This window comes from Shouchella tritolerans (genome assembly GCF_025770735.1).
Classification (GTDB): Bacteria; Bacillota; Bacilli; order Bacillales; family Bacillaceae_D; genus Shouchella; species Shouchella tritolerans.
Genome location: NZ_JAODPB010000005.1, coordinates 51802 through 74331 on the forward strand (window position 1 = coordinate 51802; position 22530 = coordinate 74331).

Genomic DNA, 22530 nt, shown 5'->3' on the forward strand with positions numbered 1-22530 from the left:
TTTGTACGTTCTTATTCGAGAGGTACGCCAGTGCCTTGAAAAATAATCGCGTACAATGTTGCAATTGAAAAAAATCCAAATACGATAACAGCCACGCCACTAAAGCCAGCAGCAAAGAAATTTTTCCTTTTTACGCTCACAATTCCGCCAAAGACAGACAGAATGGCGATTAAGAGAAACAAGATGGCTAAAACCATAGCGAAAGCCTCCATTTACTAGTATGTATGGTCGTTTTTATTGTACCCGTTTTCATGCCATTTGTCGAGTCGCCTTCCTTGCAGAATCACGTTTTTACCATGTATCGTAGAACCATAAAGAAAATGCTAGGAGGCAGACATGTATACACAAATTCCCCTTGGCCCTTTACAAACAAATGCCTATGTCCTCTACAACGAAGAGAAAGAGGCCGTTCTGTTTGACCCAGGCGGCGACGGAGCTGCATTCGTCAACTGGTTACGTGAACAAAAGTTAACACCACAGGCGATTTTGCTTACACATGCCCATTTTGACCACATTGGCGCACTAGAAGAAGTCAGACAAGCATTTGCCTGTCCTGTCTATCTTCATGAAGCAGAAAAGCAATGGCTTTTAGATCCTGTGAAAAATGGTTCAGCACGAATGGGAAGGGTACCCATTAAAACAACGCCTGCGGATCACCTGCTCAAGAACGACGGCGCTCTGGAAGTCGGCTCTTTTTCTTTCAAGCTTTTTCATACGCCTGGCCATTCTCCAGGGAGCGTGTCTTACTATTTTGCCGATGAAAAGATTGTCTTTTCTGGCGATGCCCTCTTTCAACAAGGAATTGGCCGAACCGACCTTTACGGCGGCGACCACGAATTATTATTGCAAAGCATACACAACAAACTGCTGACACTTCCAGAAGAAACCATCGTCGCTTCTGGACATGGGCCGCTGACAACGATTGGGCAAGAAATGGACCACAACCCGTTTCTGAACGGCTATTAAAAACAGCTGCTTTACAATTGTAAAGCAGCTGTTTTTGCATATGTAGGTTAATGTCCGAAACTTGGAACAAGGATAAACACGGAATAATACGTAAAACCAACAAAAAACAACGTGCAATAGCCTGCAAAAATATAAACATACACCCTCTCAGACAGCCCTAAATAGCCTAGCGCAATCAAAATGACGGTTTGCGCAAAAAACAGCAAAGCCATTTCATTCATATGCCCAATATAAAATAATACCGCGAATATGCCCGTCCAAAATCCTAAAACCCGAAACATGCGATCCATGCTCTTTGCCCTCCTTCTTTAAGCAATCATCTCTTTCATTATATACGCTAAGCCGATTTTTTGTAAATGCTTTCTTAGAAGGAAGCACGCTAACCGCGCCTCAGACTGTAGACAAACGCTCGCATCCTTCGTTGCTCCCCTCGTTCAGATGCTCATGAACCTTTATTCTATTCGCATCGTCACTCAGTTTCGCGCCTCGGCTGACAAGCGTTTTCTATCAGTCTGAGAGTGATTTTTGTCAACTTTGTCGACAACCTCAGGCGCTAACCGCGCCTCCCTTCTTTCAAACGACGCCTAGCGATTGAAACGGCCATCGGCAAGACACCAAATGCCCAATTAGAAAGCGGTTGTTTTTCCGCCTTTCGTTTGCTGCGCTCTTCTTGCCGTATGGCTTTCGGCTTTTCCATTCGCTTCACCGCTTCCTGTGTCGCATACTTCAACAAATCCTGGAATGTCACCTTGCTTCACCTCACTCTTAGTGTAACCAGTTTGCACGTCATTCAGACAAATTTAAAACCCTTCTTCATATGCAACCATTTCCCTATCAGCATTGACAGCCAAACGCGCTTTTCTTGAAGCGCCGTTCTTCAAAGTGGCTTCAAGATCGTAAACGTTCTTGTCCTCCATAGCCTGCTGCCCAACCGACACCGTCCCCATCGGATAGTGCTTGTCTCCTGTTTCATTCCCCTCGCTTGCAAGAATATCCAAAACCGCCAATTGCAGTGCATTTTCCAATTCCAGCAAATGGAGCTGTTGTTCATAAAAGAGCCGCTCCCGTTCATAATGGAACAATTGATAAGAAAAATAACCGCCAAGTGCAAGCAATGTCAACAATGTTAGTGGCAAAATAGCGCCTCGCTCATTTTTGATGAAAATAGAAAGCCACATCCTTTGCCGTCCAAAACGAACGTGTAATCATTTTCCCATTTTCAAAAGTAATCGAACAGCTTAAGCCATAGCCGGCTTTCTCGCAATCAAACCGTTCAACTGCTTCTGCCATAATGACCACTCCCTTGCCATCTCGAAACCGTTGTATTCGTTTTTGTTGCCGCCACTCATAACTCACAGCTGCCCCATCCTTATAAATATATAAGGCGTCGTCCTTCCAAGTGATTTGTTCAGCTTCTTTGGCTTCTTTAGCCACATGGTTTAAAAAAGGCTGTGCATCAAACGGTTCACCGGAATCGCTGTAACCAGCTAGCTGCAATAGCGATGGCAAGCAGAATACAACAACCGACAGCACAAGCAAGCCAATTAAATGCTCGATAATCGTAAAACCGCCCTCATTTTTTAAGCGCATATACACACAGCTGGCCGTTTGCCTTCACCACACTTTCCTCACAATACACCAAAATATCGTCATAGGCCGTACCTTGCCAGTCTTGGCTACCCTTTTGGAAATAGTAAGCATGGCGCTTTTCCTCAAGAGCGGTGAGCATCGTCATCTCATCAGCTAAATCTTTTCGTGCATCGTAGATCCACGCATAAAGAGGCACCAAAAACGCAGTGGCCGTTGCCAATAACCCTAAGCCAATTAACGATTCCATTAACACAAAGCCCTTACAATTCCCGATAAGACACACGCCCCTTTCCGATCTGAAGGCTGAACCTAGCTGTAACATTTGAAGTCGCTACATTCCAAGAACCCGACCTTTGCGGATGGCCATTTTCCAAGAAAACGACGTCGTTAATAGACATTGTCACCGCTTCTATTTCAAGCACTAGTGGATAATGGAACGTGCTATGCTCTTTTTGGCCAGCAAATACCACTAACTGGTCTTCTTCAAATGATACTGTTACTTTTTTTCCTTCCGTCATCGCAATATGCTGAGCGAGAACAAGGTCTTCCCGGAGTTTAGCCATGGCTGCTTTTTCTTCATTGATCGGTTGGTTTTGGGAAATATAAAACGTAGGTAGGAGAAGCAATACAGAGAGAAGCAATACAGTGAGGAGTAATTCAATAAACGTAAAGCCATCATCAGCCCGAAACGATAATAACATTTTTTCCTTCTAAGCGGAGTGTTTTTCCTGAGGCACAAGTTACTTGGTCAACATACCCTTCTTGAACAAGAGTATCAAGGGAGCGAGGCAATTGCCCATGTTCGACTTCATAAGCTGACACTTGTGTCTGGACGAGTTTTCGTGTAGCATCACAGCTTTTGTCGCCAGCCAAGTCGGTATTTTTTGTCATATTCGGCAAGGCAATTAAAAGGAGTACAGATATAATCATCAACACAACAAGCATTTCAATCAGCGTAAACCCTTTTTCATCTTTAAGCCTTTTTATCATCACTCACACCTCTCCATTAGGAATTTGCCAATAAACGCGCCCCTCCTTTCGCTTCCAGTTATCGATACAATTAGACACATTCAGTAAAAATCCTGCATCACGAAACGACTAAATTTTTGTCCACTGCCAATCGCTGTTTCTGCCCACTATTTTTTGCTATACTTTAAGTATATAGAATGAAAGGAAGTTACAAATGCGCAAGCTCCTCATTCAAATCATCCGTCTGTATCAACGGTTTATTTCACCGCTTACCCCGCCATCCTGCCGCTTCTATCCAACTTGCTCTGCCTATGGAATTGAAGCAATCGAAACACACGGGGCCATTAAAGGGAGCTACCTTGCCATTAAACGAATTTTGAAATGCCATCCTTTTCATCCAGGTGGCGTTGATCCCGTCCCTGAGTGTCAACATGCTAAACATAAAAAAACGCCTTAAGTAGATACTTAAGGCGTTTTTGAAATGCGGGTGAAGGGACTTGAACCCCCACGTCCGTTAAGACACTAGAGCCTGATTCTAGCGCGTCTGCCAATTCCGCCACACCCGCAATATCAAAGCTCAATTGTAGTATAAATGGCGGAGAAGGAGGGATTTGAACCCTCGCGCCGCTTACGCGACCTACTCCCTTAGCAGGGGAGCCCCTTCAGCCACTTGGGTACTTCTCCTATTGAAAGCGCCCAACCCATTTCCGTAAGGTGATGGGCCTGAGTGGACTTGAACCACCGACCTCACGCTTATCAGGCGTGCGCTCTAACCAGCTGAGCTACAGGCCCTTACTAAACAGGAAAAGCGGGTGATGAGAATCGAACTCACATCATCAGCTTGGAAGGCTGAGGTTTTACCACTAAACTACACCCGCATATTTACTAATTACTATCCTCATTTTTGGAGCACCGAACAACATGCCTCTTCCTCTGCTTGCTTATTCAGCGATGTTGATGCGTCGAGGCAACTCGGAGATTACTCACGGATGTTTCGCTCGTGGCTGAGGTTTTACCACTAAACTACACCCGCATATTTACTAATTACTATCCTCATTTTTGGAGCACCGAACAACATGCCTCTTCCTCTGCTTGCTTATTCAGCGATGTTGATGCGTCGAGGCAACTTTGGAGATTACTCACGGATGTTTCGCTCGTGGCTGAGGTTTTACCACTAAACTACACCCGCATATCATTTCTTTTCCAATAAAAAAAGCGGAAGACGGGATTCGAACCCGCGACCCCCACCTTGGCAAGGTGATGTTCTACCACTGAACTACTTCCGCATATGGCTGGGCTACCTGGATTCGAACCAGGGAATCACGGAATCAAAATCCGTTGCCTTACCGCTTGGCTATAGCCCATTATTTGGTTGCGGGGGACGGATTTGAACCGCCGACCTTCGGGTTATGAGCCCGACGAGCTACCAGACTGCTCCACCCCGCGTCGCTACTAATAAATATGGGATTTACTGTGCTATTGTTTGAAAGAGATTAACTGTCTCTTCCTCTGCTTGCCTATTCGGGGATGATTGTTTGCGTCGAGACAACTCGCTGCGCTCGTTGCTCCACCCCGCGTCGCTACTAATAAATATGGGATTTACTGTGCTATTGTTTGAAAGAGATTAACTGTCTCTTCCTCTGCTAGCATATTCAAAACAACATAACTTTTAATGGCGGAGGAAGAGGGATTCGAACCCCCGCGCGGTGTGACCCGCCTGTCGGTTTTCAAGACCGATCCCTTCAGCCGGACTTGGGTATTCCTCCGTAAAAGTGGAGCCTAGCGGGATCGAACCGCTGACCTCCTGCGTGCAAAGCAGGCGCTCTCCCAGCTGAGCTAAGGCCCCGAAAATGAAAGAGTATGTAATGCCGCTTGTCTATCACCTCAGCGACATTTAATAATATACCATAGGAGCAGATATTGCGCAAGGACTTTTTTAAAAAAAGTTTTTCCAAATCGTTTTTTTGCTTGTTCTTTTTCTATATTACCGATTCTCATAGGGATAGGTCAAGTCTTACTCAAGCGAACCGATCATTTCAAACATCGGCAACATGACTACTAAAAACAGACCAAATACAAACGCGCCAATTGCCAATAGCAATACCGGCTGCAACCAAACAACGCCTTTTTGCAAGCGATCATCCATTTCTTGATAAAGCCATTCACTGTATTGCTGCAAATCACTAGCTATTGTGCCGGTACGCATGCCGTTTTCGACAACAGCAGCTAGTTCATCTAAATAATAAGGCTTTTGCTTAATGTAAGCAATAAATGACTCCCCTCTTTCTAGCTCATTGTTCATCCACCGCGCTTCTTCTTTAAAAAAACGCAAATAATCTTGTCCTTCAAACACGGTTAGCGCTTGTTGCAACGACATTCCCGTTTCGAGGAGCCTTCCTAGTTGCAAAGAGAAGTAATAGGAAATCGCTTGTTGGGCGGTTGCTTTTATTGGCTTTATTTTTAGAAAGAGCACTATTTGGTCGTGTGGAGAGCGTTTTTTGTACTGCTTCCATATGAGCATACTTGTTACAAACCCAACAATAACAAGCCCAATTAGTATATAGGGGATATAAGTAAGGAACTGGAAAAAGAACTGTGTTAGCCATGGAGGCGATGTTTCCATTGTCGCATACAACGATTTAAAGTGTGGAACAACAAATTGGTTTAATACGATTAGAACAACAGCAGCGCCCCAAAGTAAAAAAACAGGGTAACGCAGCAGCTTTTGCAGCTGTTTTTTCGTATAAGCTCTTTTTTCAGCTAACTGAGCAGCAGACACGAGCCCTTCTGCAAGCTCACCTTGCTCTTCAAAGAAATAGACAAATGATTGTGCTTCTCCAGGTAAAGAGAATGGCTCGATGCTTTGCCACAATGTCTTACCTTCCCTTAAATCTTTTTTTAAACCTGTAATTTTCACCTGCAACTCCCTTGAGGCGTGGACAGCCAAGAACGACAATGCTTGGTCGATTTCGTACCCTCTATTCAACAATTCACCGAGACGCTTCAAAAATTGTACTTGTTCCGCTTTTTGCTTTTCACTAACGGTACCCACTTTCCACCTCCGTCATCCCTTTGTCTGTTAGCAAGTTAAATGTGTGCCGATCAATCGCTCCAATTGCCCACGCCTTGCGAATCGCTCTAAGCGCTTCTGTTTCACCTGATAGGTCATGAACATCATCTTCTTTTGATAGCGAATCCTTTAGCAACCATTCAAAAAAAGCCACACGTTTGTTTTTGCTTACGACTTTCGCTAATTTTTGGTGAATGACTGCCCGGACGCATTCAACACGTACATTCACGCCTAACTCCGTTAGACGGGCAAAGGCAAGGGAAGCACTCGCAGCGTGTAAGCTGGCGATTACAAGATGGCCCGTTGTCGCTGCCTGCATAGCAAGTTCCGCTGTGTGGCGATCACGGATTTCCCCAATGACAATCACGTCAGGATCGTGGCGCAACACGGCTTTTAAAGCTGTTGTAAAAGTGATGCCTGCTTTTTCATTTGTTTCAATTTGAACCATGCCGTCAATCGGCCTTTCAATCGGGTCTTCAATTGTTACAATCATTTTTGTGCTCGATTGCTGTACGTAATCAAGCAATGCATAAACGCTCGTCGTTTTGCCCGACCCTGTCGCTCCTGTAAAGAGGACAAGACCGTTCTGGCAATGGGCAAGCTGCGTGAACTTTCGCGTATCAGAAGCAAATAAGGAAAGAGATTGGAGTGTGTAAGGAGTCGTGCTTGGGGAAATGCGTATAGCCAAACTTTCACTCGGTTTGGCAGGCAATGTCGAGAAGCGAAGTGTGTAACCATTGCCTTGCCAGTCGTAGGAGATCGCTTTGCTTTGTGGTTTTCTTCGTTCGCCAATATCCATACCGCAAGCGTACTTAAAATAGCTTACGATTCTGAAGCCGTCCTCAGCCTTTAACGTTTCCCCAGCATGAATTTCGCCAAGTGCCCGGTAATGAACCCGATACCCATCTGAAGTAGGAAGAAAATGAATGTCGCTCGCTTCAGACTGAAAAGCTTCATAAAGGATGGCCGTGCTTTTTGCTTCAATGTCAGCCATTTGTTACCTCCTTTACGTTTTCTAGTTTTTTCGCCACATATCAGCAATTCCCTGCATCTTTTTTGTTTTTTCATGTAGTATTTTGTTATGAGCTTTACTCTAAACGAATAATCAATCAATTGCGTGACTGCTGTTCCTTTTGATACGATAACGGTTGCACCCGAAAGGAGTTAGTATGAACACGGCACTTTATTTAAATGAACCTTTGTATTTGCCAGAACTTGATCGTGGGGAATGGCACAAATTTTACCGGCTTAGCAAAAAAGGGCTGCTCCATTGCATTCACTGCGGCGCCCCTTTATCCATGTCCTTCTCCATCCACCAAATGCCCTCATTTGTTCACCCTCCTAGCGACGCCAACCGTTGCAGGGAGCAAGTAGAAGCTTTTGAACAAGCAAGGCAAGCAGAAGGACAAACAGCTGCTACGACCGTACATGGGTTTCGTTTGCCTCAACGAAGAGCGGTTTTAAAAACCATCTCAGAATGGAAAGCGCCTCTTGTCTTGTCAAACGTTGCGCCGTTTACAGAACCAGCCTCTGCTAAACAATTGGCCCTTGAAGGCTACCGCCAACAACTGACAAAAGCAGGCCTCATACTCAACAATGCGCAATGGAAAGCTGTCAAGCATATCGATGGACCGCTGCTCCTTTTAGCTGGCGCAGGTTGTGGAAAAACACGTGTCCTTACAGCACGGGCTGCCTATATGATAAGCGAAGCAAACATTCATCCTAACAAGATGGCGCTCGTTACATTTACAGCAAAAGCTGCGCGGGAAATGCGGGATCGAATGGCTGAATACCCGGGGATTGAGCCAACGTTCGCCCAGTCGTTGCTGATTCGCACATTCCACAGTTTGTTCTATACGATGCTTGTCCATGCTGATCCTAGTAAATGGCATGGGTCAAAATTAATAAAATCAGGGCAAGAACTATTAAAAATACAAGGCAGAGCGCTAGATTTAGATGAGAGCGAGTTTCCTTATGATCAAGCGGCGACGCAAATTAGCTGGTGGAAAAACCATATGATTGCGCCTGAACACGTGAAGGCAACAGATCCGTTTGAAGAGAAAGCGGCACTTCTTTACAAACACTATGAAAAAGGCTTACGGGAAACAGGGCGTTTTGATTTCGACGACATGCAGCTCGGCTGCCTATACCTGCTTCAGGAGAACGGCCAGCTTTTGCAGCGCTATCAAGAACGATTTGCCTACTTGTTAATCGATGAATTCCAGGACATTAACCCTGTGCAATTTGAAATTGTCAAATTGTTAGCAATGCCTCAGCGCAATATATGTGTTGTTGGCGATGATGACCAATCGATTTATCGGTTTAGGGGGAGCGACCCTCGTTTCATTCGCAGTTTTGCCTCTCACTATCCAGAAGCGAAAAAGATTCATTTAGTCGAAAATTATCGTTCATCACACCCGATTATTGCCAGTGCCAATCGAGTGATTGCAGAAAATCGGACGAGACTGGAAAAAACGCTCGTCGCCCAGCACACATCTGATCAATTGCCTTATGTGTTCTTTCCCTACAACGAGGAGGAGGAAGCAACGATGATTGTGGAAGAAATCAAGAGGCTAATCGGAAAGGGCACTTGTCCAAGCGAAATCGCTGTGCTTTACCGTACGTCTACAAGCGCGAGAGCCCTCGTGGACCGTTTGATGGATACGACGCTCCCATTCTCGCTTGAACAAGGATTTGCCTGTTTCTACGAACGGCCATTTGTACGCCGTGCTCTCTCCTTTTTGCGGATTGGCAGGAACGAAGAAAGTCAGTTTGTAATGGCAGAACTGTTAAAAGCTTTATTTATAAAGCAAGAGCATCTCGATCAGTTGCTACGCATCCAGAAAACGGAACGGTGCAGCCTTCTTGAAGCCATCCCTTTTTTAACAGAGTTGCCCGCCTTTCAAGCAAAAAAACTAAAAACATTACCTGCTGATTGCCGCCGCATGCAAAAGATGAATCCATCCGAAGCGCTTGCTTTTGCCGAAGCACGTTTAGGATTTAATGAAACGATCAAAAAACAAGGTCAGGAAGGGAATAAATTCGAAAAAGGCAGCGACGACTTCAATCAACTTAAAGTGGCAGCCACACAATTTGATACGGTCGAAGCGTTTTTGACCCATATCGACCATGTAATAGCCAAACAACAGGAGTGCCATTCGCTTCAGACTCGCCAGCCAAAAAGCGTTCAATTATTGACGGTTCATCGTTCAAAAGGGCTCGAATTTAGCCATGTCTTTATTGCAGGAGCAGTCGAGGGCAGCCTCCCCCATGACTATGCGCTTGACGCTTGGCGAGAAGGCGATGATGGCCCCTTGCAAGAGGAAAGGCGACTGATGTATGTGGCGATGACACGTGCCAAAAAGGAATTGGCGATTTCGGCCCCTGTGCATTATCGGGGAAAACGAGCCCACCCAACCCGATTTGTCCGCGGCTTAATGAACAGCAGCCAAAACTAGGACGAATCCCCCTCTTCCCTCATCCATTTCATAGGCATCCATTTCGCCCATTACGCCGGAAATGGATGCCGCGATCTCGGTGGTAGCTCCTGTTTACTCATCAATTAGCCTGTCATTGAGGAATATAACAGTTGGAATTGACGTAAAACAACAGGCAGCATACTCTCCACTTTTTCGCGATTTTCCCTTTCACACCAACCACAGCCAATTTCAATTCATGTTTTTGTTTTGCTTTCATACATTTAAAATAAGCGATTATTAAGCTGAAAGGACTGATGAGAGTGAATCGATCTCCAATGCGTCTAACAGCTGCCCAACTGCATCAACGCTTAATCCACGCCCAAGCAGAAGCGGCTAAATTGAGAATAGAGCTGAAACGCTATAAAAATGATTATCATTACAACATGATCGACCAACTACAGGCGGAGAACAAACAACTGCAGGAACAGCTTGAGCAGGCGCTAAATGAGAAACACAAATTATCAGAAGAACTGGTGGAAGCAAAAGCCCAGTCTTCTGACAACCCACCGCCACCAAAAGAAGCTGTCCCTCCCGCTAAGCATGAGGAAGAGGTACAAGAAGAAGAGCACTCGTCTCAAAAAGAGAAATTACACGAGTCCACTTTTTACGTATCTCATCGTACAAGTAAACATGAAACGAATAGCGAAATGTCGCCAAACTGGTTCTCTCGCAACCTTTTAGATCGAGATCGGTCAAAGAAAGAATAACTACAAAACACAATAGACAAACAGCGAAAACAAAATACCAAAAAAAGCTGCCAAACTTGACAGCTTTCCATGTGGATTATAGAATATCCAATTCGACGATAATGGCCAAGAGAATCGCGATTTGGATTTGAATGTTGACCGCCACTTGCGTATCCGTCGTTGACACTTGAACATTTCTGGAATTGTCGACAATCGTTTTTTGGCGAGTGATTTGCTTTGTCTTTGAGGCCTGAAGAATTTCTTGTGTAATGTCTTCGACATTGTCGTTTCCAGCTAAAGAGATGCGGATAATCAAGGCAATGGCAGCTTGAATGGCTACTTGTATACCAATTGCTGCTTTCGTGTCGGTCGATTCTATCTCTACGTCGCAAGAATCTTTAACATAAATGAGCTCTTCAGAAACTTGGATCTCTTTCTTTACCTGCGCTGCATCTTGCTCTATATCGCCAAAACCCATTGGATGGCACGCGTCTGGGTCTAATGCAGACCACTTTTTGTGGTCGTCTTTTTTGTCTGAATGACAATGTTTATCAGAATGACAGTTTGAATCGTGTCCACCATGTGAACAGCTGTGGCAAGAACAGCTATCGCATGAAGATGAATGATGGCGCGGTTTATCTAAAAACCGTGTAAATTCTTCACTCATGATTTCCCCTCCAATTTAGAATCTAATTTAAACTATGCTCATTCGACTATTTTGCCTGTGCGTATGTCCCTGATACAGTTGCCTAATTTCAGCTAAGGCCCTTGTTACTCTGTTTTTTTCCGCTTTTCCGCTTTCCGTTTTAGGATTTCACTAAACGGATCGCTTTTCCCCTGCGATTCATTGCCTTTATCGTTCTTTGCTTCCTCATTTGTTTTGGTTTGTTTTTCTTTCAAAAACTCTTCCACTTGTTGCTGTAAACCTAAAGCCGTGTTGCGGATTTTTTCTTTTTCTTCATCTGACAAATTTTTTGCCGGCGAGACGTTATGCTTTTTTAAGATTTGGCGAACAAGGACTTCCATCAACTGCTGATATTGGTTATGCATGCATAAACCTCCTCATCGTTTTTTATTGGACACTAATACCATATGAGTTTGGCTCGTCTTAAGTGAGTGATACGCGCGGAAAAATCAGCTCATTTACCGGCTAAATCCGCCCATTTCATTTATTTAAGCGGGTTTCCTTAGCATTTCTTTGCTGACGAGGAGCTTCCATTTAAATGAGGGGAAACGACCTGACTCCGACTTGTTCACTTTCAGACGACGAAAGATGCAAGCGCTCGCCTACAGCTTAAGGCATGCCACGTAGAGATGGCATGCCTTCCTTTTATAATTGAATGAACATACAGGCCCGAGTCTTTTTTTAATTCTGCTCTAGATGATCCGTTTATTTGCTTTTTTTCTTACCGCCGCAGCAGTTAGGCTTTGGTTTGTACCCTGTCTTCGGTCTCTTTTTGTTTGTTATTTTTTTGATAAATGCTTGAGGCTGATTGCTTTTTTGATTCATCCGCTTTTTCCTCCTCTTTCTATTTATCGTATTTACTATCTTATGTTGCCATCACTAGAAGGTACGGATAGTAGCCCGAAAATAATTTATATCAGGCTGCACATTTTTACTGGCCATTCATACTATACAGTAGCCTGAACACCTAGTTAAGGGCACAAAGAGAGAAAACCACGCTAGGAAATCATAAGGAGGTTTATGCATGAGCACAGATCACGAAAAGCATAATGTATGCATTAGTGTCCCTAAAGTGTTCGACTGGGTCACACGCCAAGTCGATTTGCCAACGGCATGCTACCATGAAGGAAATAAATCCGGCAGTGATTTGTCCGAACTGTTTAAATGCAGGGACAGCGAGGCAGAATCGTTTACAGAGTTTATTAAACAATTCCCGAAATGTGAAGCCGTCTGCCGGGTGATTGAGTCCGAGATTTACACGAAGGAAGTGACTGATCCGCATCACAGAACGCAAGTAGAAGTTTGCATGCCAAATGGCGATGAGGTTACGCTTGAGAAAGTGAAAATTCTCATTAAGGTTTGCGTCGATGTAGACCTGTACGACGAAGCTGGCAACCATATTTGTACGTCATGCGAGCCATTTGAATTTACAAAAGTCGAAACGTTCTACTTATGCGCGCCAGAAGGCACTGAAGTGTGCGCTTTCGTCACAGCAGGCCAATGTGATGCTGAACTTATATTTGACGGCTCTTATATGCAGCTGGACCTTTCTTTCTCCTTCTGCCTAGATGTCCATGTATTAGCTGACGTTTTGTTGGAAATTGAAGCGGCATATTGCAAACCTCGGCTGGAATTTCCTATCAGCGATGTTCTATGCAAAGAAACGAAATTCCCACCACAATGCCCTACTCTATTTCCTGGTAAGAAAAGCAAAAGCCATTCAAAATCCGCTTCCTAATCTCCCCTTTTGCCACCGAGCCGTTTCGCGACGGCTCGGATTTTCTCTTCTCAAATCAATCAGCCATACATACAATAACTAGATGCCGCGTAGTCTGTATTACCAGACTCGTTTTCTATGTCCGACTTTTTAAGGAGGCGTCTATGTCTTATAACCAGAAAACAAACGTTCATAAAGAACATATTCAATTAAAGCAACGATTATTGCACTATCGTTCTGAAACGGTGAAAAATGAACGGCTGCTACGTCAGCAGGAGAAGAAGCTGCTTGAACAAAAACGAATTATCGATGGATTGACCGATCGGCTGGAAGAATTGGCGCTACAAGCTGAAAAAAACAGCGGCGCGAACGGCTACGAGCAAAGTCCTACTAAGCAAGCGATCATCGTCCCTTATTTTTCGTATTCCATCCTATCGCCTTCCACTTTCGAAGAAGATGAAACAGTGCTTGTAAAGGGTCATTTTGTTATTGAAAATAAAGGCACGGCTCCACTGTCTACCCCTATCATTTGCCTTGCCTTTAATAAACCGGAATTGGCAAATTTGACTGGGAAAATCAATCGCCCTCGTGCTCCTAAAGACCACGTTGCCCAAATGAATGAAAGTGATGGCTGGTCTTTTTTAGAAGAAAGTGGCGATGCACAAGCAAAAGAAACGGGCCAGTATTGGCTGAAGCCAAAAGCAGCGGAAATTCCTGCCTTATCAACCGTTATGTTTTCTAATTTTGAAATCCAATTGCCTATTGCGGCAACAAGCTCTGTGGCGATGCAAGTGAACGGGTTTGTATACGGCGACGAACATCCACAAGGAATCCCCGCTTTGAATGCGATTGCTTTCACCCTTGTATAGTTGCTTTTTGGTAACGAACTAGGCTTAAAAAAGCCTGGTTTTTCTTTTGTTTTTAACCGTTTCCACCTTCCGCGATTGCACACTCTTTTAATTCCAAGCATATAACTATGTTTACTAGGAGGTGTAGAGTGATGACTGATTTTTTCTTTCAAAAGGAAGTTGCTGAAAAATACGAAGCCTATAATGATATTTTAGAGCAACTATTAGGATATCAATTCGTATTTTCCCATTTTCACAAAGACGAGCGCCAGACCATTCTTGACTTTGGCTGCGGACCAGGTAAAATCGCAACACGCTTTGCTGAGTTGTTTTCAGCGACCGTTATTGCAGTCGACCAATCGGCGAAAATGATTCAGCTTGCTTCCAAGAAACACAATCATACAAAGGTGCATTACCGTTTAGTGAAAGGTCCCAAACTCGCTTTTCTAGACGACAACTCCATTGACGGTGCTTTTTCGTGTTTCGTTTTCATTACAATCGGGGATGAAGCAGTACTAAACAACATTTTGCGCGAAGTATCCCGTGTATTAAAACCAGGCGCTCCATTTGTGCTGTTAGACACCAATCCCAATTCCACAGGTCATGTTTTTTCCACATGCCGTATCGGCGAAAAAGGCAAAACCTACAAACGGGGCGATATCATTCAAAAAGAATTGCATTGGGGAGGAAACCAGTTGCTAATTGAAGATTACCATTGGCCAGAGAAAACTTATGAAACATTACTCGTTAACAATGGCTTTGTTGAAATCGAAACACAGCAACCGACTTTACAAAACGTAACCGACGAGGCGATTCGAAATGTTGAAGACAAGTACGGCCTAAAATGGAAAGATGAAAAAACCGTTCCTCCCTTTATTCTTTTTAAGGGACTTAAAGGATAAATGTTGCTTACAGCAAAAGTTCTCATACCCATTAAAGCGGTAAGCAGCAATCATTGCGCTATCCATTCGACTTCTGTAGCCTCAACAGATTGGCAGCCTATTGTACGCGTTTTTAGTGAATGCAAAATCATCTTATGCCAAGCTCGCTTCTATGTGTGGCCATTTATCCTCTCTATACGCAAAAAAGGGGTGTTGCCTACTGTGGCACTCCCCTATTATTCCAACTTTCTCGTCATTGTTTCCAAAATTGCTGCCACAGCAGCAATGGAAAAAAGAACACTAAGTGGCCAAAACAAGAGTGGAAAAAAAAGATATCCGCCATAAAAGAACAGTGCAACCCAGACACCTGTACACCAATAACAGGATAGCAGGCTTCCTACCCATTTGCGCAACCCACGCCCCTTGCCTTCTAAATACAAAACCTTTTCCCCGTTTTCTTCTAATATCTCTGTTTCTTTGATAAATGGGCGCCTAAGCCATGCCGTAATATCATCCCAAACGAGCAAACGCGTAAAGCGACAAGTCGCGAAAGCAAGCACGATCCATTCAAATGGTGAGATCATTGATTACGAAATCCTTTCTCCTCATAATAGACATGATTATGAACGTGTGCTGTGCCTTATGTATAAATCGCAAATGAACAGAAAAAAGCAGCGCTAAGCATCAATGATTAGCGCTGCTTTTTTAACATTAAGCAAGTGAAAGAATATTATAGCCACTGTCTACATGAAGAATTTCTCCGGTAATGCCTCGTGCTAAATCACTTGCAAGAAATAGAGCGGCATCGCCTACTTCTTCTTGGGTAGTCGTTTTCCGCAATGGTGCCCGCTCTTCAATTTCCTTAAGAACATTATTAAAACCGCCAATTCCTTTCGCTGCTAATGTCCGGATTGGTCCAGCCGAAATGGCATTGACACGAATGCCGTCTTTCCCTAAATCGTTTGCTAAATACTTTACGCTGGCGTCCAAAGCGGCTTTGGCTACACCCATCACGTTATAATTGCGGACCACTTTCTCGCCGCCTAAGTACGTCATCGTAATAATGCTTCCGCCTTCACTCATCAGCGGACGAGCCGCTTTGGCTACAGCGGTCAATGAATAGGCACTGACATTTTGAGCAAGCAAGTAGCCATCACGTGTGACATTTAGATATTCGCCTTCAAGCTCCTCCTTGTTGGCAAAAGCAATACAATGGGCAAGTCCGTGAATCACGCCAGCTTTCTCTTTAATCTCATTAAATGTTTTGTCAATCTCTTCGTCGTTCGTAATATCGCATGGCAAGACAAGATGCTCCCCTTCAAGCGTTTCAGCAAGAGAACGGACATTTTTTTCCAACCTTTCCCCAGCGTAAGTAAACACCAAGTTTGCTCCTGCTCCTGCTAGCGCTTGAGCAATCGCCCAAGCAATACTGCGTTTATTCGCGACACCCATCACTACGTATGTACGGTTTGACAAATCAATTGCCTTCAATTGTTATCACTCCCATTTTATTATCAGGTACTAATAGTTTATCACAATGTCTAACAAGGTACTATGCAAAATTCGCGTTTCCTGTCTTGATTCCTGCTTGCAAAGGAAAATCATCAACCAATGGGATGCATGCACTCAACGAATGGACGCCATTCCTTCGGCAAGCTTTTTTCGACATAAAGTACTTCGTCTGTAAACGGATGCGTAAATGCCACATGATCGCAATGCAGCGCTTGGTGGGGCAACCCCTCGTCATTATCTCCATATAGCCCATCGCCGACAAGTGGGTGGCCTAAGTAAGCAAAATGGACGCGGATTTGGTGTGTCCTGCCCGTTTCAAGCTGCAAAGACAATAAGCTGTGTGTGTTTGATTCTGCTTCCACTTTGTAGTGGGTTATGGCTGATTTACCACCTAGCCGTACTTCCCGTTCAATGATGCTTCCAGGCTTCCTGTCGATTGGAGCGTCAATAATGCCTGCTTTTTCTGAAAGAACCCCTTTTACAAGCGCTTTATAGCAACGCTTCAAGCCCCCTTGCTGCTGCAATCGAGACAGCAAATCATGGGCGTAGCTATGCTTGGCTACAATCAGCAGTCCACTTGTGCCGCGGTCAAGGCGGTTGACAGCATGAAACGTTGCCTGCAGTTGTTGCTGCTTGTAATAGTGAAGCACTCCATTGGCAAGGGAACCTCCTGGTGTGTCTCGAGAAGGGATCGTCGCCATATGTCCTGGTTTATCGGCAACGAGCATATGCTCATCTTCATAAGGGATGCCAAATAAAAGCGGCTCAGGTTGTAAACTTGGGCTCGGCAACTCAGGCGGAAGCACCATTGTCACTAGATCCCCTGTTTTAACAACATGGCGCACCGTTGCTTCCATCTCGTTTACCCGCAAAAGCCCGCCTTTGAATTTTACAGCTGCTAAAAGCCGCTTCGATACTTGTTTTTTTTCACGTAAAAACGTCCGTAATAGCAGGGGCGCGCCTTCATCGACGCGCCATGAAAAAGTCGGGTTATTCACTAATAAAGGCCTCCTTCACCCGCTTCCAAAAAGGAAATGGCCGAAAACGGGCGAAACGAACTTTCTCTTCTGCGACACGGACTTGGATCGTATCGACATTTTCTGCAAACACCGGTACATTAAAATGATCGATGGTAACTTGGACGGACACATCATTTAACAGTTTCAACAAACAGGTATGATGCTGAGGCAACACTAGAGGGGATCCGAGCGTCCGATAAATACGGTTGTTAATCGAAGCCATTTCCGATAGCTGGATCGAAGCAAGGGACGGATGCAATATTGCCCCCCCTAACGCCTTGTTGTAAGCCGTACTCCCCGAAGGCGTGGACATGCACAAGCCATCTCCCCGAAATGTCTCAAAAGCCTCTCCCTTAATCTCAACTGTGCAAACAAGTGACCCTTCGGTGCTTTTAATCGTGCTTTCGTTAAGGGCTAAATGCCGCCTCGGCTCCCTTTGGCCGCCACGATAGCGGATGACCACTTCAAGCAAAGGGTATTCGACAATTTGAAACGGCGTCTTGATTATATGGGTAATCAAATGCTCTGTTTCTTCAGGAACCCAATCAGCATAAAAACCTAAATGGCCAGTGTGGATGCCTACAAAAGCGGTTTCCTCTAGCCGGTGTGCATAAGAATGGAATGCCTCTAAAAACGTTCCATCCCCTCCCACCGTAATGACGATATCCGGTGTTTCGCTATCATGTGCCAAATCGGCAGCAAGAAGCCGTGTTTTTATCGTATCGCATAATTCATCTGAGAGTGTATCCCCTCGTGAGGCAACCGTAAACTTCAAAATTGTTTCACTCCTTGCTATCAGCGGCTTTGCTGTTGTTTTGCAGTTATAATTCGCTGAGCTTCTTGTACTTCATCACGGATGATCGACATCTCTTCATCGAGCCAAAAGGCAGCTTCTGCAGCCCGCTGCAAACGCATATTGATGTCGTCAGGTATTTCACCGCTATATTTATAGCGCAATGAATGTTCAATCGTGGCCCAAAAATTCATCGACAGTGTGCGGATTTGCAATTCAACAAGGACTTTCTTTTCCCCTTCAATCATCTGAACAGGATAGCGAAGAATTAAGTGGTATGACCGGTACCCACTCGGTTTCTTCTTTTGTATGTAGTCTCGTTCCGAAATGATTTCAAAATCAGAGCGGGCACGCATGAGCTCAATGACTTTGTCTATATCCTCGACAAATTGAGTGACGATGCGAACGCCAGCCAAATCTTGCATCTTATCAGCCAGCTGCTCGAGGGGAATTTGCTTGCGCGCCGCTTTGTTTAATATGCTCGATACCGGCTTCACACGCCCCGTTACAAATTCAATAGGTGTATGCAGCGACGTTTTCTGGTACTGTTCCCTCGTCCCTTTAAATTTCACTTTCAACTCTTCAACAGCCTGTTTATACGGTGTTAAAAAAGCATCCCAGTCCAAAAGCTCCACCTCTTAAAAAAACTAAAATGCGTCGTTCACTGCTTGTTCAAAGGCCTCTCCATAATTCCCATTGCCACGAATGTTCTCTAGAAGAAATGCCAGCTCTTCCTCCATATCAACGAGTGCAAGGCGAGTATGTTCATTAAGCTTTACATAATAACTCGTTTTTAACTTATGCGCTTTATTTAATGCTGGCCAAACGTTCTTTTCAAAACGGATAGCGTAAAACGCTTCCTCATCTTCAAGAATGTAAATAAAGGCAAACTGATCAGAATCGACGAGCACGCGCTTTCCTGGTTTTAATCGTGCCGCCAATTGTGCGTCTATTTCCTCTTCAAGTTCCACAGTGCTCGCTTCTTCGTCCACTTCAATAGCCGATACTTTATACTGTTTCATCCTTATCCCCCAAAGCTGCTTTTTCCGTAATCAGTGTAACACAAAACGTCCTGAAAACCCACGTTTTGCAGAAGGACGCCAATCTACGTATAATAAGGAACGAGAATCGCAGAAATGGGGAACGACCATGGTTAAAGAAATCGAGTATGAAGCAAAATCGATGCTTAGTGAGGCTGCCTATCGCCAGTTAACCGAAAAATTCGGCACAAAAGCGGAAAAACAGCAAAATGATTACTATGATACGGCTGACTTTAAATTGAAGAATGCAGGCGCAGCCCTACGTGTCCGCAAAAAAAAGGGCTCGTCCGTCTTTACATTAAAAGCCCCAGCAAAGGGCGGACTGTTAGAAACACACCAGTCCCTCACCAGAAGCGAAGAACAATTGCTCCTAACTGGAACGCTTCCTGAAGGGGAAGTTCAATTAGCCATTAAAGGGCTCATTGGGACTATTCCCGCCGTTCGCCACTTTGGCTCGTTAACGACCTATAGAATGGAGGTGCCTTATAAAGGGGGGGTGCTATGCTTAGACCATAGCCTATACGCAGGGACTGAAGATTTTGAAATCGAATATGAGGGACAGTCACTTGCACACGCTGAATCCATCCTTACCCAACTCCTCGCAGAAGCTGACGTGCCATTCGTACCAGCGAAAAACAAAGTTGCCCGTTTTTACGAGCAAGCAACTCAATAGAACAAGAGGCAAGAGCAATCCTTTCCCCTACAAAGGATGTGGAGAAGAGAAACAAGAAGTCCGTTCAGTCACTCACTTCCTTACCCATCTCGCCAATCAACATTTTTATTGACAACCTCCCTCAGACTGATAGAAAAGGTTTGTCAAATATTTTTACAGTTGACGTGCAGCCAAAAAGGCTGCACGTTTATGCGTAACTGCGGTATGTATTAAGCACTTTCGGAACATAATTCTGTGTTTCTTTAAAGGGTGGGACACCGCCATACTTATCGACATTTCCTGGGCCGGCGTTATAAGCGGCAAGCGCTAGTGCTTCATTGCCATTGTAACGGTCTAGCATTTGCTTTAAGTATTTGACTCCACCACGGATGTTTTCAGCAGGGTCAAAAATCGATTTAACGCCAAGCGCTCTCGCCGTGGAAGGCATCAATTGCATGAGCCCACTAGCTCCTACTGGGCTTACGGCTCTTTCATTGAAGTTTGACTCGTGTTGAATAACCGCCTTAACAAGTTTAGCGTCGACCCCAAATTCCCCGGCAATACGCTCAATAAGCGGTCCATAGGATCCCGCTTTGCTTGTTGACGCTGCTGATGCCTTGGTTTGTTCAACCTCTTGCTCTATTTTGCCGTAGCCTTCTCCTGTTGTTTTCGTTTGTAAAGTAGAAACGTCTTCATATGTATTCTTTTCATCTAAAAACAGCGGCTGCTGCAACATCGGCAGCAAAAACGGCAACTGTAATGGTGGAGCGCTTATTTGCGTGCTTTTGTCCCATTCAGATTGGAGCATTTTCGCAAATGAAGTCGTTTCATCTGTTTGCGATGCTTGTGGTGAAACCCGTTCGCTTGTGTATGCCTGTGGCCAAAACGAAATTTCCATATTTCCCCTCCATGCAGTTTTCTTCTTCCATTATAACAAAGTTTGCGAAAAATCGACAGAAAGGATTTCCTCTTTTTAACTCTAAAAACACATTATTTGCTGAACGGAACAATGGTTGCTACAATGGATCTAGGCAAACGAAAAGGAGAGACCATTTGTGCCTGATCAACGAAATGAACAAAGCCCGTTTGAGGCTTTAGGTGGAGAAGAAAAAATAAGCGAACTTGTCGATGCTTTTTATCGCTACATCGCGGCCCATGAAGACGTTCGCCACCTTTTTCCTGAAGACCTGACTCATACAGCATACAAACAAAAGCGGTTTTTAACGCAATTTTTCGGCGGTCCACCGCTCTATACAGAAGAGTTTGGGCACCCGAGACTTAGAGCGCGGCATATGCCGTTTGTCATCTCTCCTGTCCAAGCTGAAGCTTGGCTTTCCTGTATGGAGCGTGCCATGGACGACGTGCATTTATCAGGCGACATTCGTGATTATATGATGCATCGGCTTAGGCTTACTGCACATCATATGGTTAATCACCCAACGCCGGGATAAAAGAAAGGAGTTGGCCCATGAACGCCAAACATCGCGTGACTAGCCATTGTGACCATGAACTCGGGATTTGTGGCATTTCTCCCGAGGCAAATGAAGCGCTGCCTGCCAAAAAACCATTGGAGATTTACACCTTTATTGATCCGCTGTGCGCTCAATGCTGGTCGATGGAGCCGATTCTAAAGAAGCTCAAAGTCGAATATGGTCATTATTTCCGAATACGGGTCCTGCTTGCTGGAAAGTTGAATGTGTGGAATGCGTGCGAAGCAGGCAAAGCCAAACATACACGCCCGCCGGTATGGGTGAAAGGTGTATCATCCTCAAATATGCCTTACGCCGGGGATATAGAACTTGGTGATTTTCATCCATATAAAGCTTCACTTGCGATAAAAGCAGCAGAACTACAAGGACCAAAGGCTGGCCACCGCTTTTTGCGCAAGCTTCGAGAAACGTTGTTTTTACAAAAACAGAACATTACCAATGAAGACGTGTTAAAGACATGCGCCGCCGATGCAGGGCTGGACGTTGATGCTTTTATAGCCGACTTCCATTCACCGAGCGCCGCCAAAGCGCTTCAGTGTGACGTGCAAACGACAAACGAGATGGACGTTGATACCGTTCCAACTTTCGTTTTTTTTAACGATAATTCGGAAGAAGCGGGCATTAAAATTTCTGGCCAGTATCCATTCTCGATATATGTCCAGTTATTGGAAGATATGCTCGGCTTCGTACCAGCAAAAGCGACTCCACCGACTCTCGAGGGATTGTTACAAACATATGGTTTTTTAGCAACTGCTGAAGTAGCGATGGTTCTGGATTTGAGTTGTGAAGAAGCCGAAAAGAAGCTAAAGACACTCATGTTACAGCAAAAAGTAGAAGCTGTCCCTTATGAATATGGAACTTTTTGGAAATGGTTAACGTAAGGATCCAGCCTATGCAGGGTCCTTTCTTTTTCGTCCAAAAAACCAAAAGGCTGCCTGCTTATAAAGCAGACAGCCTTCCTTTCAATCGAAGAGAATGTGAGTTGCAACACTTCTATTCTACTGAAAAAAACAAGGAGAAGCAACAAGAAATTTAATTAACCAAGTTTGTACAATGAACCACACATAGTTTCCTTTCCCAGGCATATGTTATACAAACACGCTGCTGGCCTATACGGAAACATCGTTATCGCC

At 44.6% G+C, this 22530-nt stretch carries 29 protein-coding genes and 9 tRNA genes; 10 read left to right on the forward strand and 28 right to left on the reverse strand.

Annotation, left to right across the window (positions count from 1 at the left end; all coding sequences use genetic code 11):
* Positions 1-11 precede the first annotated feature (11 nt).
* Positions 12-197 carry a DUF2759 family protein gene (locus N6H06_RS16355; RefSeq protein WP_011247341.1) on the reverse strand — a complete coding sequence of 62 codons (186 nt, stop codon included), beginning with the start codon at positions 195-197 and terminating at the stop codon, positions 12-14.
* Between the two features lie 139 nt (positions 198-336).
* Here N6H06_RS16355 and N6H06_RS16360 point away from each other — a divergent pair, with 139 nt between their 5' ends.
* A complete protein-coding gene (locus N6H06_RS16360) occupies positions 337-966 on the forward strand; it encodes an MBL fold metallo-hydrolase (protein ID WP_212953965.1) in 630 nt (209 codons plus the stop codon).
* Positions 967-1013: 47 nt separating this feature from the next.
* On the opposite strand, the gene N6H06_RS16365 is transcribed toward N6H06_RS16360, so the two are convergent.
* The 7 genes from N6H06_RS16365 to comGC all read right to left on the reverse strand — a co-directional run bounded on the left by N6H06_RS16365 (position 1014) and on the right by comGC (position 3546).
* The gene (locus tag N6H06_RS16365) at positions 1014-1256 is read right to left on the reverse strand and encodes a DUF2626 domain-containing protein (RefSeq protein WP_011247343.1); all 243 of its coding nucleotides are present in this window, start codon (positions 1254-1256) and stop codon (positions 1014-1016) included.
* Positions 1257-1519: 263 nt separating this feature from the next.
* Complete coding sequence (locus N6H06_RS16370) at positions 1520-1714, reverse strand: YqzE family protein (RefSeq protein WP_062749397.1); 195 nt, start codon at positions 1712-1714, stop codon at positions 1520-1522.
* A 52-nt stretch (positions 1715-1766) separates the two neighbouring features.
* Positions 1767-2144, reverse strand: a complete 378-nt coding sequence (locus tag N6H06_RS16375) for a competence type IV pilus minor pilin ComGG (RefSeq protein WP_263707542.1) — start codon at positions 2142-2144, stop codon at positions 1767-1769.
* Positions 2116-2556 carry a competence type IV pilus minor pilin ComGF gene (locus tag N6H06_RS16380; RefSeq protein ID WP_263707543.1) on the reverse strand — a complete coding sequence of 147 codons (441 nt, stop codon included), beginning with the start codon at positions 2554-2556 and terminating at the stop codon, positions 2116-2118. Before N6H06_RS16380 ends, N6H06_RS16375 begins: the two co-directional genes overlap by 29 nt.
* Positions 2540-2803, reverse strand: coding sequence for a hypothetical protein (locus tag N6H06_RS16385; RefSeq protein WP_062749403.1), 264 nt, complete (start codon positions 2801-2803; stop codon positions 2540-2542). The genes N6H06_RS16380 and N6H06_RS16385 overlap by 17 nt, the downstream gene beginning before the upstream one ends.
* A gap of 13 nt (positions 2804-2816) precedes the next feature.
* Entirely contained in the window at positions 2817-3257 is a 441-nt protein-coding gene (gene comGD, locus N6H06_RS16390) for a competence type IV pilus minor pilin ComGD (RefSeq protein WP_062749405.1), read from the reverse strand.
* Positions 3235-3546: a competence type IV pilus major pilin ComGC gene (gene comGC / locus N6H06_RS16395; RefSeq protein WP_213028919.1), complete on the reverse strand. Its 312-nt coding sequence runs from the start codon at positions 3544-3546 to the stop codon at positions 3235-3237. The genes comGD and comGC overlap by 23 nt, the downstream gene beginning before the upstream one ends.
* A gap of 193 nt (positions 3547-3739) precedes the next feature.
* On the opposite strand from comGC, the gene yidD reads away from it, so the two are divergent.
* Entirely contained in the window at positions 3740-3982 is a 243-nt protein-coding gene (gene yidD / locus N6H06_RS16400; protein WP_062749409.1) for a membrane protein insertion efficiency factor YidD, read from the forward strand.
* Between the two features lie 25 nt (positions 3983-4007).
* Here the strand turns inward: yidD and N6H06_RS16405 are convergent.
* The 11 genes from N6H06_RS16405 to N6H06_RS16455 all read right to left on the reverse strand — a co-directional run bounded on the left by N6H06_RS16405 (position 4008) and on the right by N6H06_RS16455 (position 7589).
* Positions 4008-4091 (reverse strand) — tRNA-Leu (locus N6H06_RS16405).
* A gap of 27 nt (positions 4092-4118) precedes the next feature.
* A tRNA-Ser gene (locus tag N6H06_RS16410) sits at positions 4119-4209 on the reverse strand.
* A gap of 34 nt (positions 4210-4243) precedes the next feature.
* Positions 4244-4317 (reverse strand) — tRNA-Ile (locus tag N6H06_RS16415).
* 15 nt (positions 4318-4332) lie between these two features.
* Positions 4333-4403: transfer RNA gene (locus tag N6H06_RS16420), tRNA-Gly, on the reverse strand.
* 336 nt (positions 4404-4739) lie between these two features.
* A tRNA-Gly gene (locus N6H06_RS16425) sits at positions 4740-4811 on the reverse strand.
* 3 nt (positions 4812-4814) lie between these two features.
* Positions 4815-4889, reverse strand: a tRNA-Gln gene (locus tag N6H06_RS16430).
* A gap of 5 nt (positions 4890-4894) precedes the next feature.
* A tRNA-Met gene (locus tag N6H06_RS16435) sits at positions 4895-4971 on the reverse strand.
* A gap of 227 nt (positions 4972-5198) precedes the next feature.
* A tRNA-Ser gene (locus N6H06_RS16440) sits at positions 5199-5291 on the reverse strand.
* 7 nt (positions 5292-5298) lie between these two features.
* Positions 5299-5371: transfer RNA gene (locus tag N6H06_RS16445), tRNA-Ala, on the reverse strand.
* A 168-nt stretch (positions 5372-5539) separates the two neighbouring features.
* Positions 5540-6577, reverse strand: a complete 1038-nt coding sequence (gene comGB / locus N6H06_RS16450) for a competence type IV pilus assembly protein ComGB (protein WP_263707544.1) — start codon at positions 6575-6577, stop codon at positions 5540-5542.
* Positions 6564-7589: an ATPase, T2SS/T4P/T4SS family gene (locus tag N6H06_RS16455; protein ID WP_263707545.1), complete on the reverse strand. Its 1026-nt coding sequence runs from the start codon at positions 7587-7589 to the stop codon at positions 6564-6566. The genes comGB and N6H06_RS16455 overlap by 14 nt, the downstream gene beginning before the upstream one ends.
* A 175-nt stretch (positions 7590-7764) precedes the next feature.
* Between N6H06_RS16455 and N6H06_RS16460 the strand changes: the two genes are divergently transcribed.
* Positions 7765-10053 (forward strand): ATP-dependent helicase, encoded by a 2289-nt coding sequence (locus N6H06_RS16460; RefSeq protein WP_263707546.1) that lies wholly within the window; start codon positions 7765-7767, stop codon positions 10051-10053.
* Between the two features lie 281 nt (positions 10054-10334).
* Positions 10335-10781 (forward strand): efflux RND transporter periplasmic adaptor subunit, encoded by a 447-nt coding sequence (locus N6H06_RS16465; RefSeq protein ID WP_263707547.1) that lies wholly within the window; start codon positions 10335-10337, stop codon positions 10779-10781.
* Between the two features lie 76 nt (positions 10782-10857).
* Here the strand turns inward: N6H06_RS16465 and N6H06_RS16470 are convergent, their stop codons facing one another.
* Complete coding sequence (locus tag N6H06_RS16470; protein WP_062749418.1) at positions 10858-11427, reverse strand: spore coat protein; 570 nt, start codon at positions 11425-11427, stop codon at positions 10858-10860.
* A 104-nt stretch (positions 11428-11531) separates the two neighbouring features.
* Positions 11532-11810 carry a hypothetical protein gene (locus N6H06_RS16475; RefSeq protein WP_062749420.1) on the reverse strand — a complete coding sequence of 93 codons (279 nt, stop codon included), beginning with the start codon at positions 11808-11810 and terminating at the stop codon, positions 11532-11534.
* A gap of 659 nt (positions 11811-12469) precedes the next feature.
* On the opposite strand from N6H06_RS16475, the gene N6H06_RS16480 reads away from it, so the two are divergent.
* The 3 genes from N6H06_RS16480 to N6H06_RS16490 all read left to right on the forward strand — a co-directional run bounded on the left by N6H06_RS16480 (position 12470) and on the right by N6H06_RS16490 (position 14912).
* The gene (locus N6H06_RS16480; protein ID WP_062749421.1) at positions 12470-13183 is read left to right on the forward strand and encodes a BMQ_0737 family morphogenetic spore coat protein; all 714 of its coding nucleotides are present in this window, start codon (positions 12470-12472) and stop codon (positions 13181-13183) included.
* 143 nt (positions 13184-13326) lie between these two features.
* Positions 13327-14031 (forward strand): hypothetical protein, encoded by a 705-nt coding sequence (locus tag N6H06_RS16485; protein WP_062749423.1) that lies wholly within the window; start codon positions 13327-13329, stop codon positions 14029-14031.
* Positions 14032-14162: 131 nt separating this feature from the next.
* Positions 14163-14912, forward strand: a complete 750-nt coding sequence (locus N6H06_RS16490; RefSeq protein ID WP_263707630.1) for a class I SAM-dependent methyltransferase — start codon at positions 14163-14165, stop codon at positions 14910-14912.
* 215 nt (positions 14913-15127) lie between these two features.
* On the opposite strand, the gene N6H06_RS16495 is transcribed toward N6H06_RS16490, so the two are convergent.
* The 6 genes from N6H06_RS16495 to N6H06_RS16520 all read right to left on the reverse strand — a co-directional run bounded on the left by N6H06_RS16495 (position 15128) and on the right by N6H06_RS16520 (position 19237).
* Positions 15128-15475 (reverse strand): DUF1360 domain-containing protein, encoded by a 348-nt coding sequence (locus N6H06_RS16495; RefSeq protein WP_062749427.1) that lies wholly within the window; start codon positions 15473-15475, stop codon positions 15128-15130.
* 127 nt (positions 15476-15602) lie between these two features.
* Positions 15603-16382 carry an enoyl-ACP reductase FabI gene (fabI, locus tag N6H06_RS16500; protein ID WP_082808380.1) on the reverse strand — a complete coding sequence of 260 codons (780 nt, stop codon included), beginning with the start codon at positions 16380-16382 and terminating at the stop codon, positions 15603-15605.
* Between the two features lie 113 nt (positions 16383-16495).
* Entirely contained in the window at positions 16496-17401 is a 906-nt protein-coding gene (locus N6H06_RS16505; RefSeq protein ID WP_263707548.1) for an RluA family pseudouridine synthase, read from the reverse strand.
* Positions 17394-18197, reverse strand: coding sequence for an NAD kinase (locus N6H06_RS16510; protein ID WP_062749430.1), 804 nt, complete (start codon positions 18195-18197; stop codon positions 17394-17396). Before N6H06_RS16510 ends, N6H06_RS16505 begins: the two co-directional genes overlap by 8 nt.
* A gap of 20 nt (positions 18198-18217) precedes the next feature.
* Complete coding sequence (locus tag N6H06_RS16515) at positions 18218-18841, reverse strand: GTP pyrophosphokinase (protein WP_062749432.1); 624 nt, start codon at positions 18839-18841, stop codon at positions 18218-18220.
* Between the two features lie 21 nt (positions 18842-18862).
* Positions 18863-19237: a UPF0738 family protein gene (locus N6H06_RS16520; protein ID WP_062749433.1), complete on the reverse strand. Its 375-nt coding sequence runs from the start codon at positions 19235-19237 to the stop codon at positions 18863-18865.
* 127 nt (positions 19238-19364) lie between these two features.
* On the opposite strand from N6H06_RS16520, the gene N6H06_RS16525 reads away from it, so the two are divergent.
* Positions 19365-19928, forward strand: coding sequence for a CYTH domain-containing protein (locus tag N6H06_RS16525; RefSeq protein WP_212953972.1), 564 nt, complete (start codon positions 19365-19367; stop codon positions 19926-19928).
* A 187-nt stretch (positions 19929-20115) separates the two neighbouring features.
* On the opposite strand, the gene N6H06_RS16530 is transcribed toward N6H06_RS16525, so the two are convergent.
* Complete coding sequence (locus N6H06_RS16530) at positions 20116-20805, reverse strand: lytic transglycosylase domain-containing protein (protein WP_263707549.1); 690 nt, start codon at positions 20803-20805, stop codon at positions 20116-20118.
* A gap of 157 nt (positions 20806-20962) precedes the next feature.
* Between N6H06_RS16530 and N6H06_RS16535 the strand changes: the two genes are divergently transcribed.
* Both N6H06_RS16535 and N6H06_RS16540 read left to right on the forward strand, forming a co-directional pair.
* Positions 20963-21358 (forward strand): globin domain-containing protein, encoded by a 396-nt coding sequence (locus N6H06_RS16535; RefSeq protein WP_011247367.1) that lies wholly within the window; start codon positions 20963-20965, stop codon positions 21356-21358.
* A 17-nt stretch (positions 21359-21375) separates the two neighbouring features.
* The gene (locus tag N6H06_RS16540) at positions 21376-22278 is read left to right on the forward strand and encodes a ClpXP adapter SpxH family protein (protein ID WP_062749439.1); all 903 of its coding nucleotides are present in this window, start codon (positions 21376-21378) and stop codon (positions 22276-22278) included.
* Positions 22279-22530: the final 252 nt, after the last annotated feature.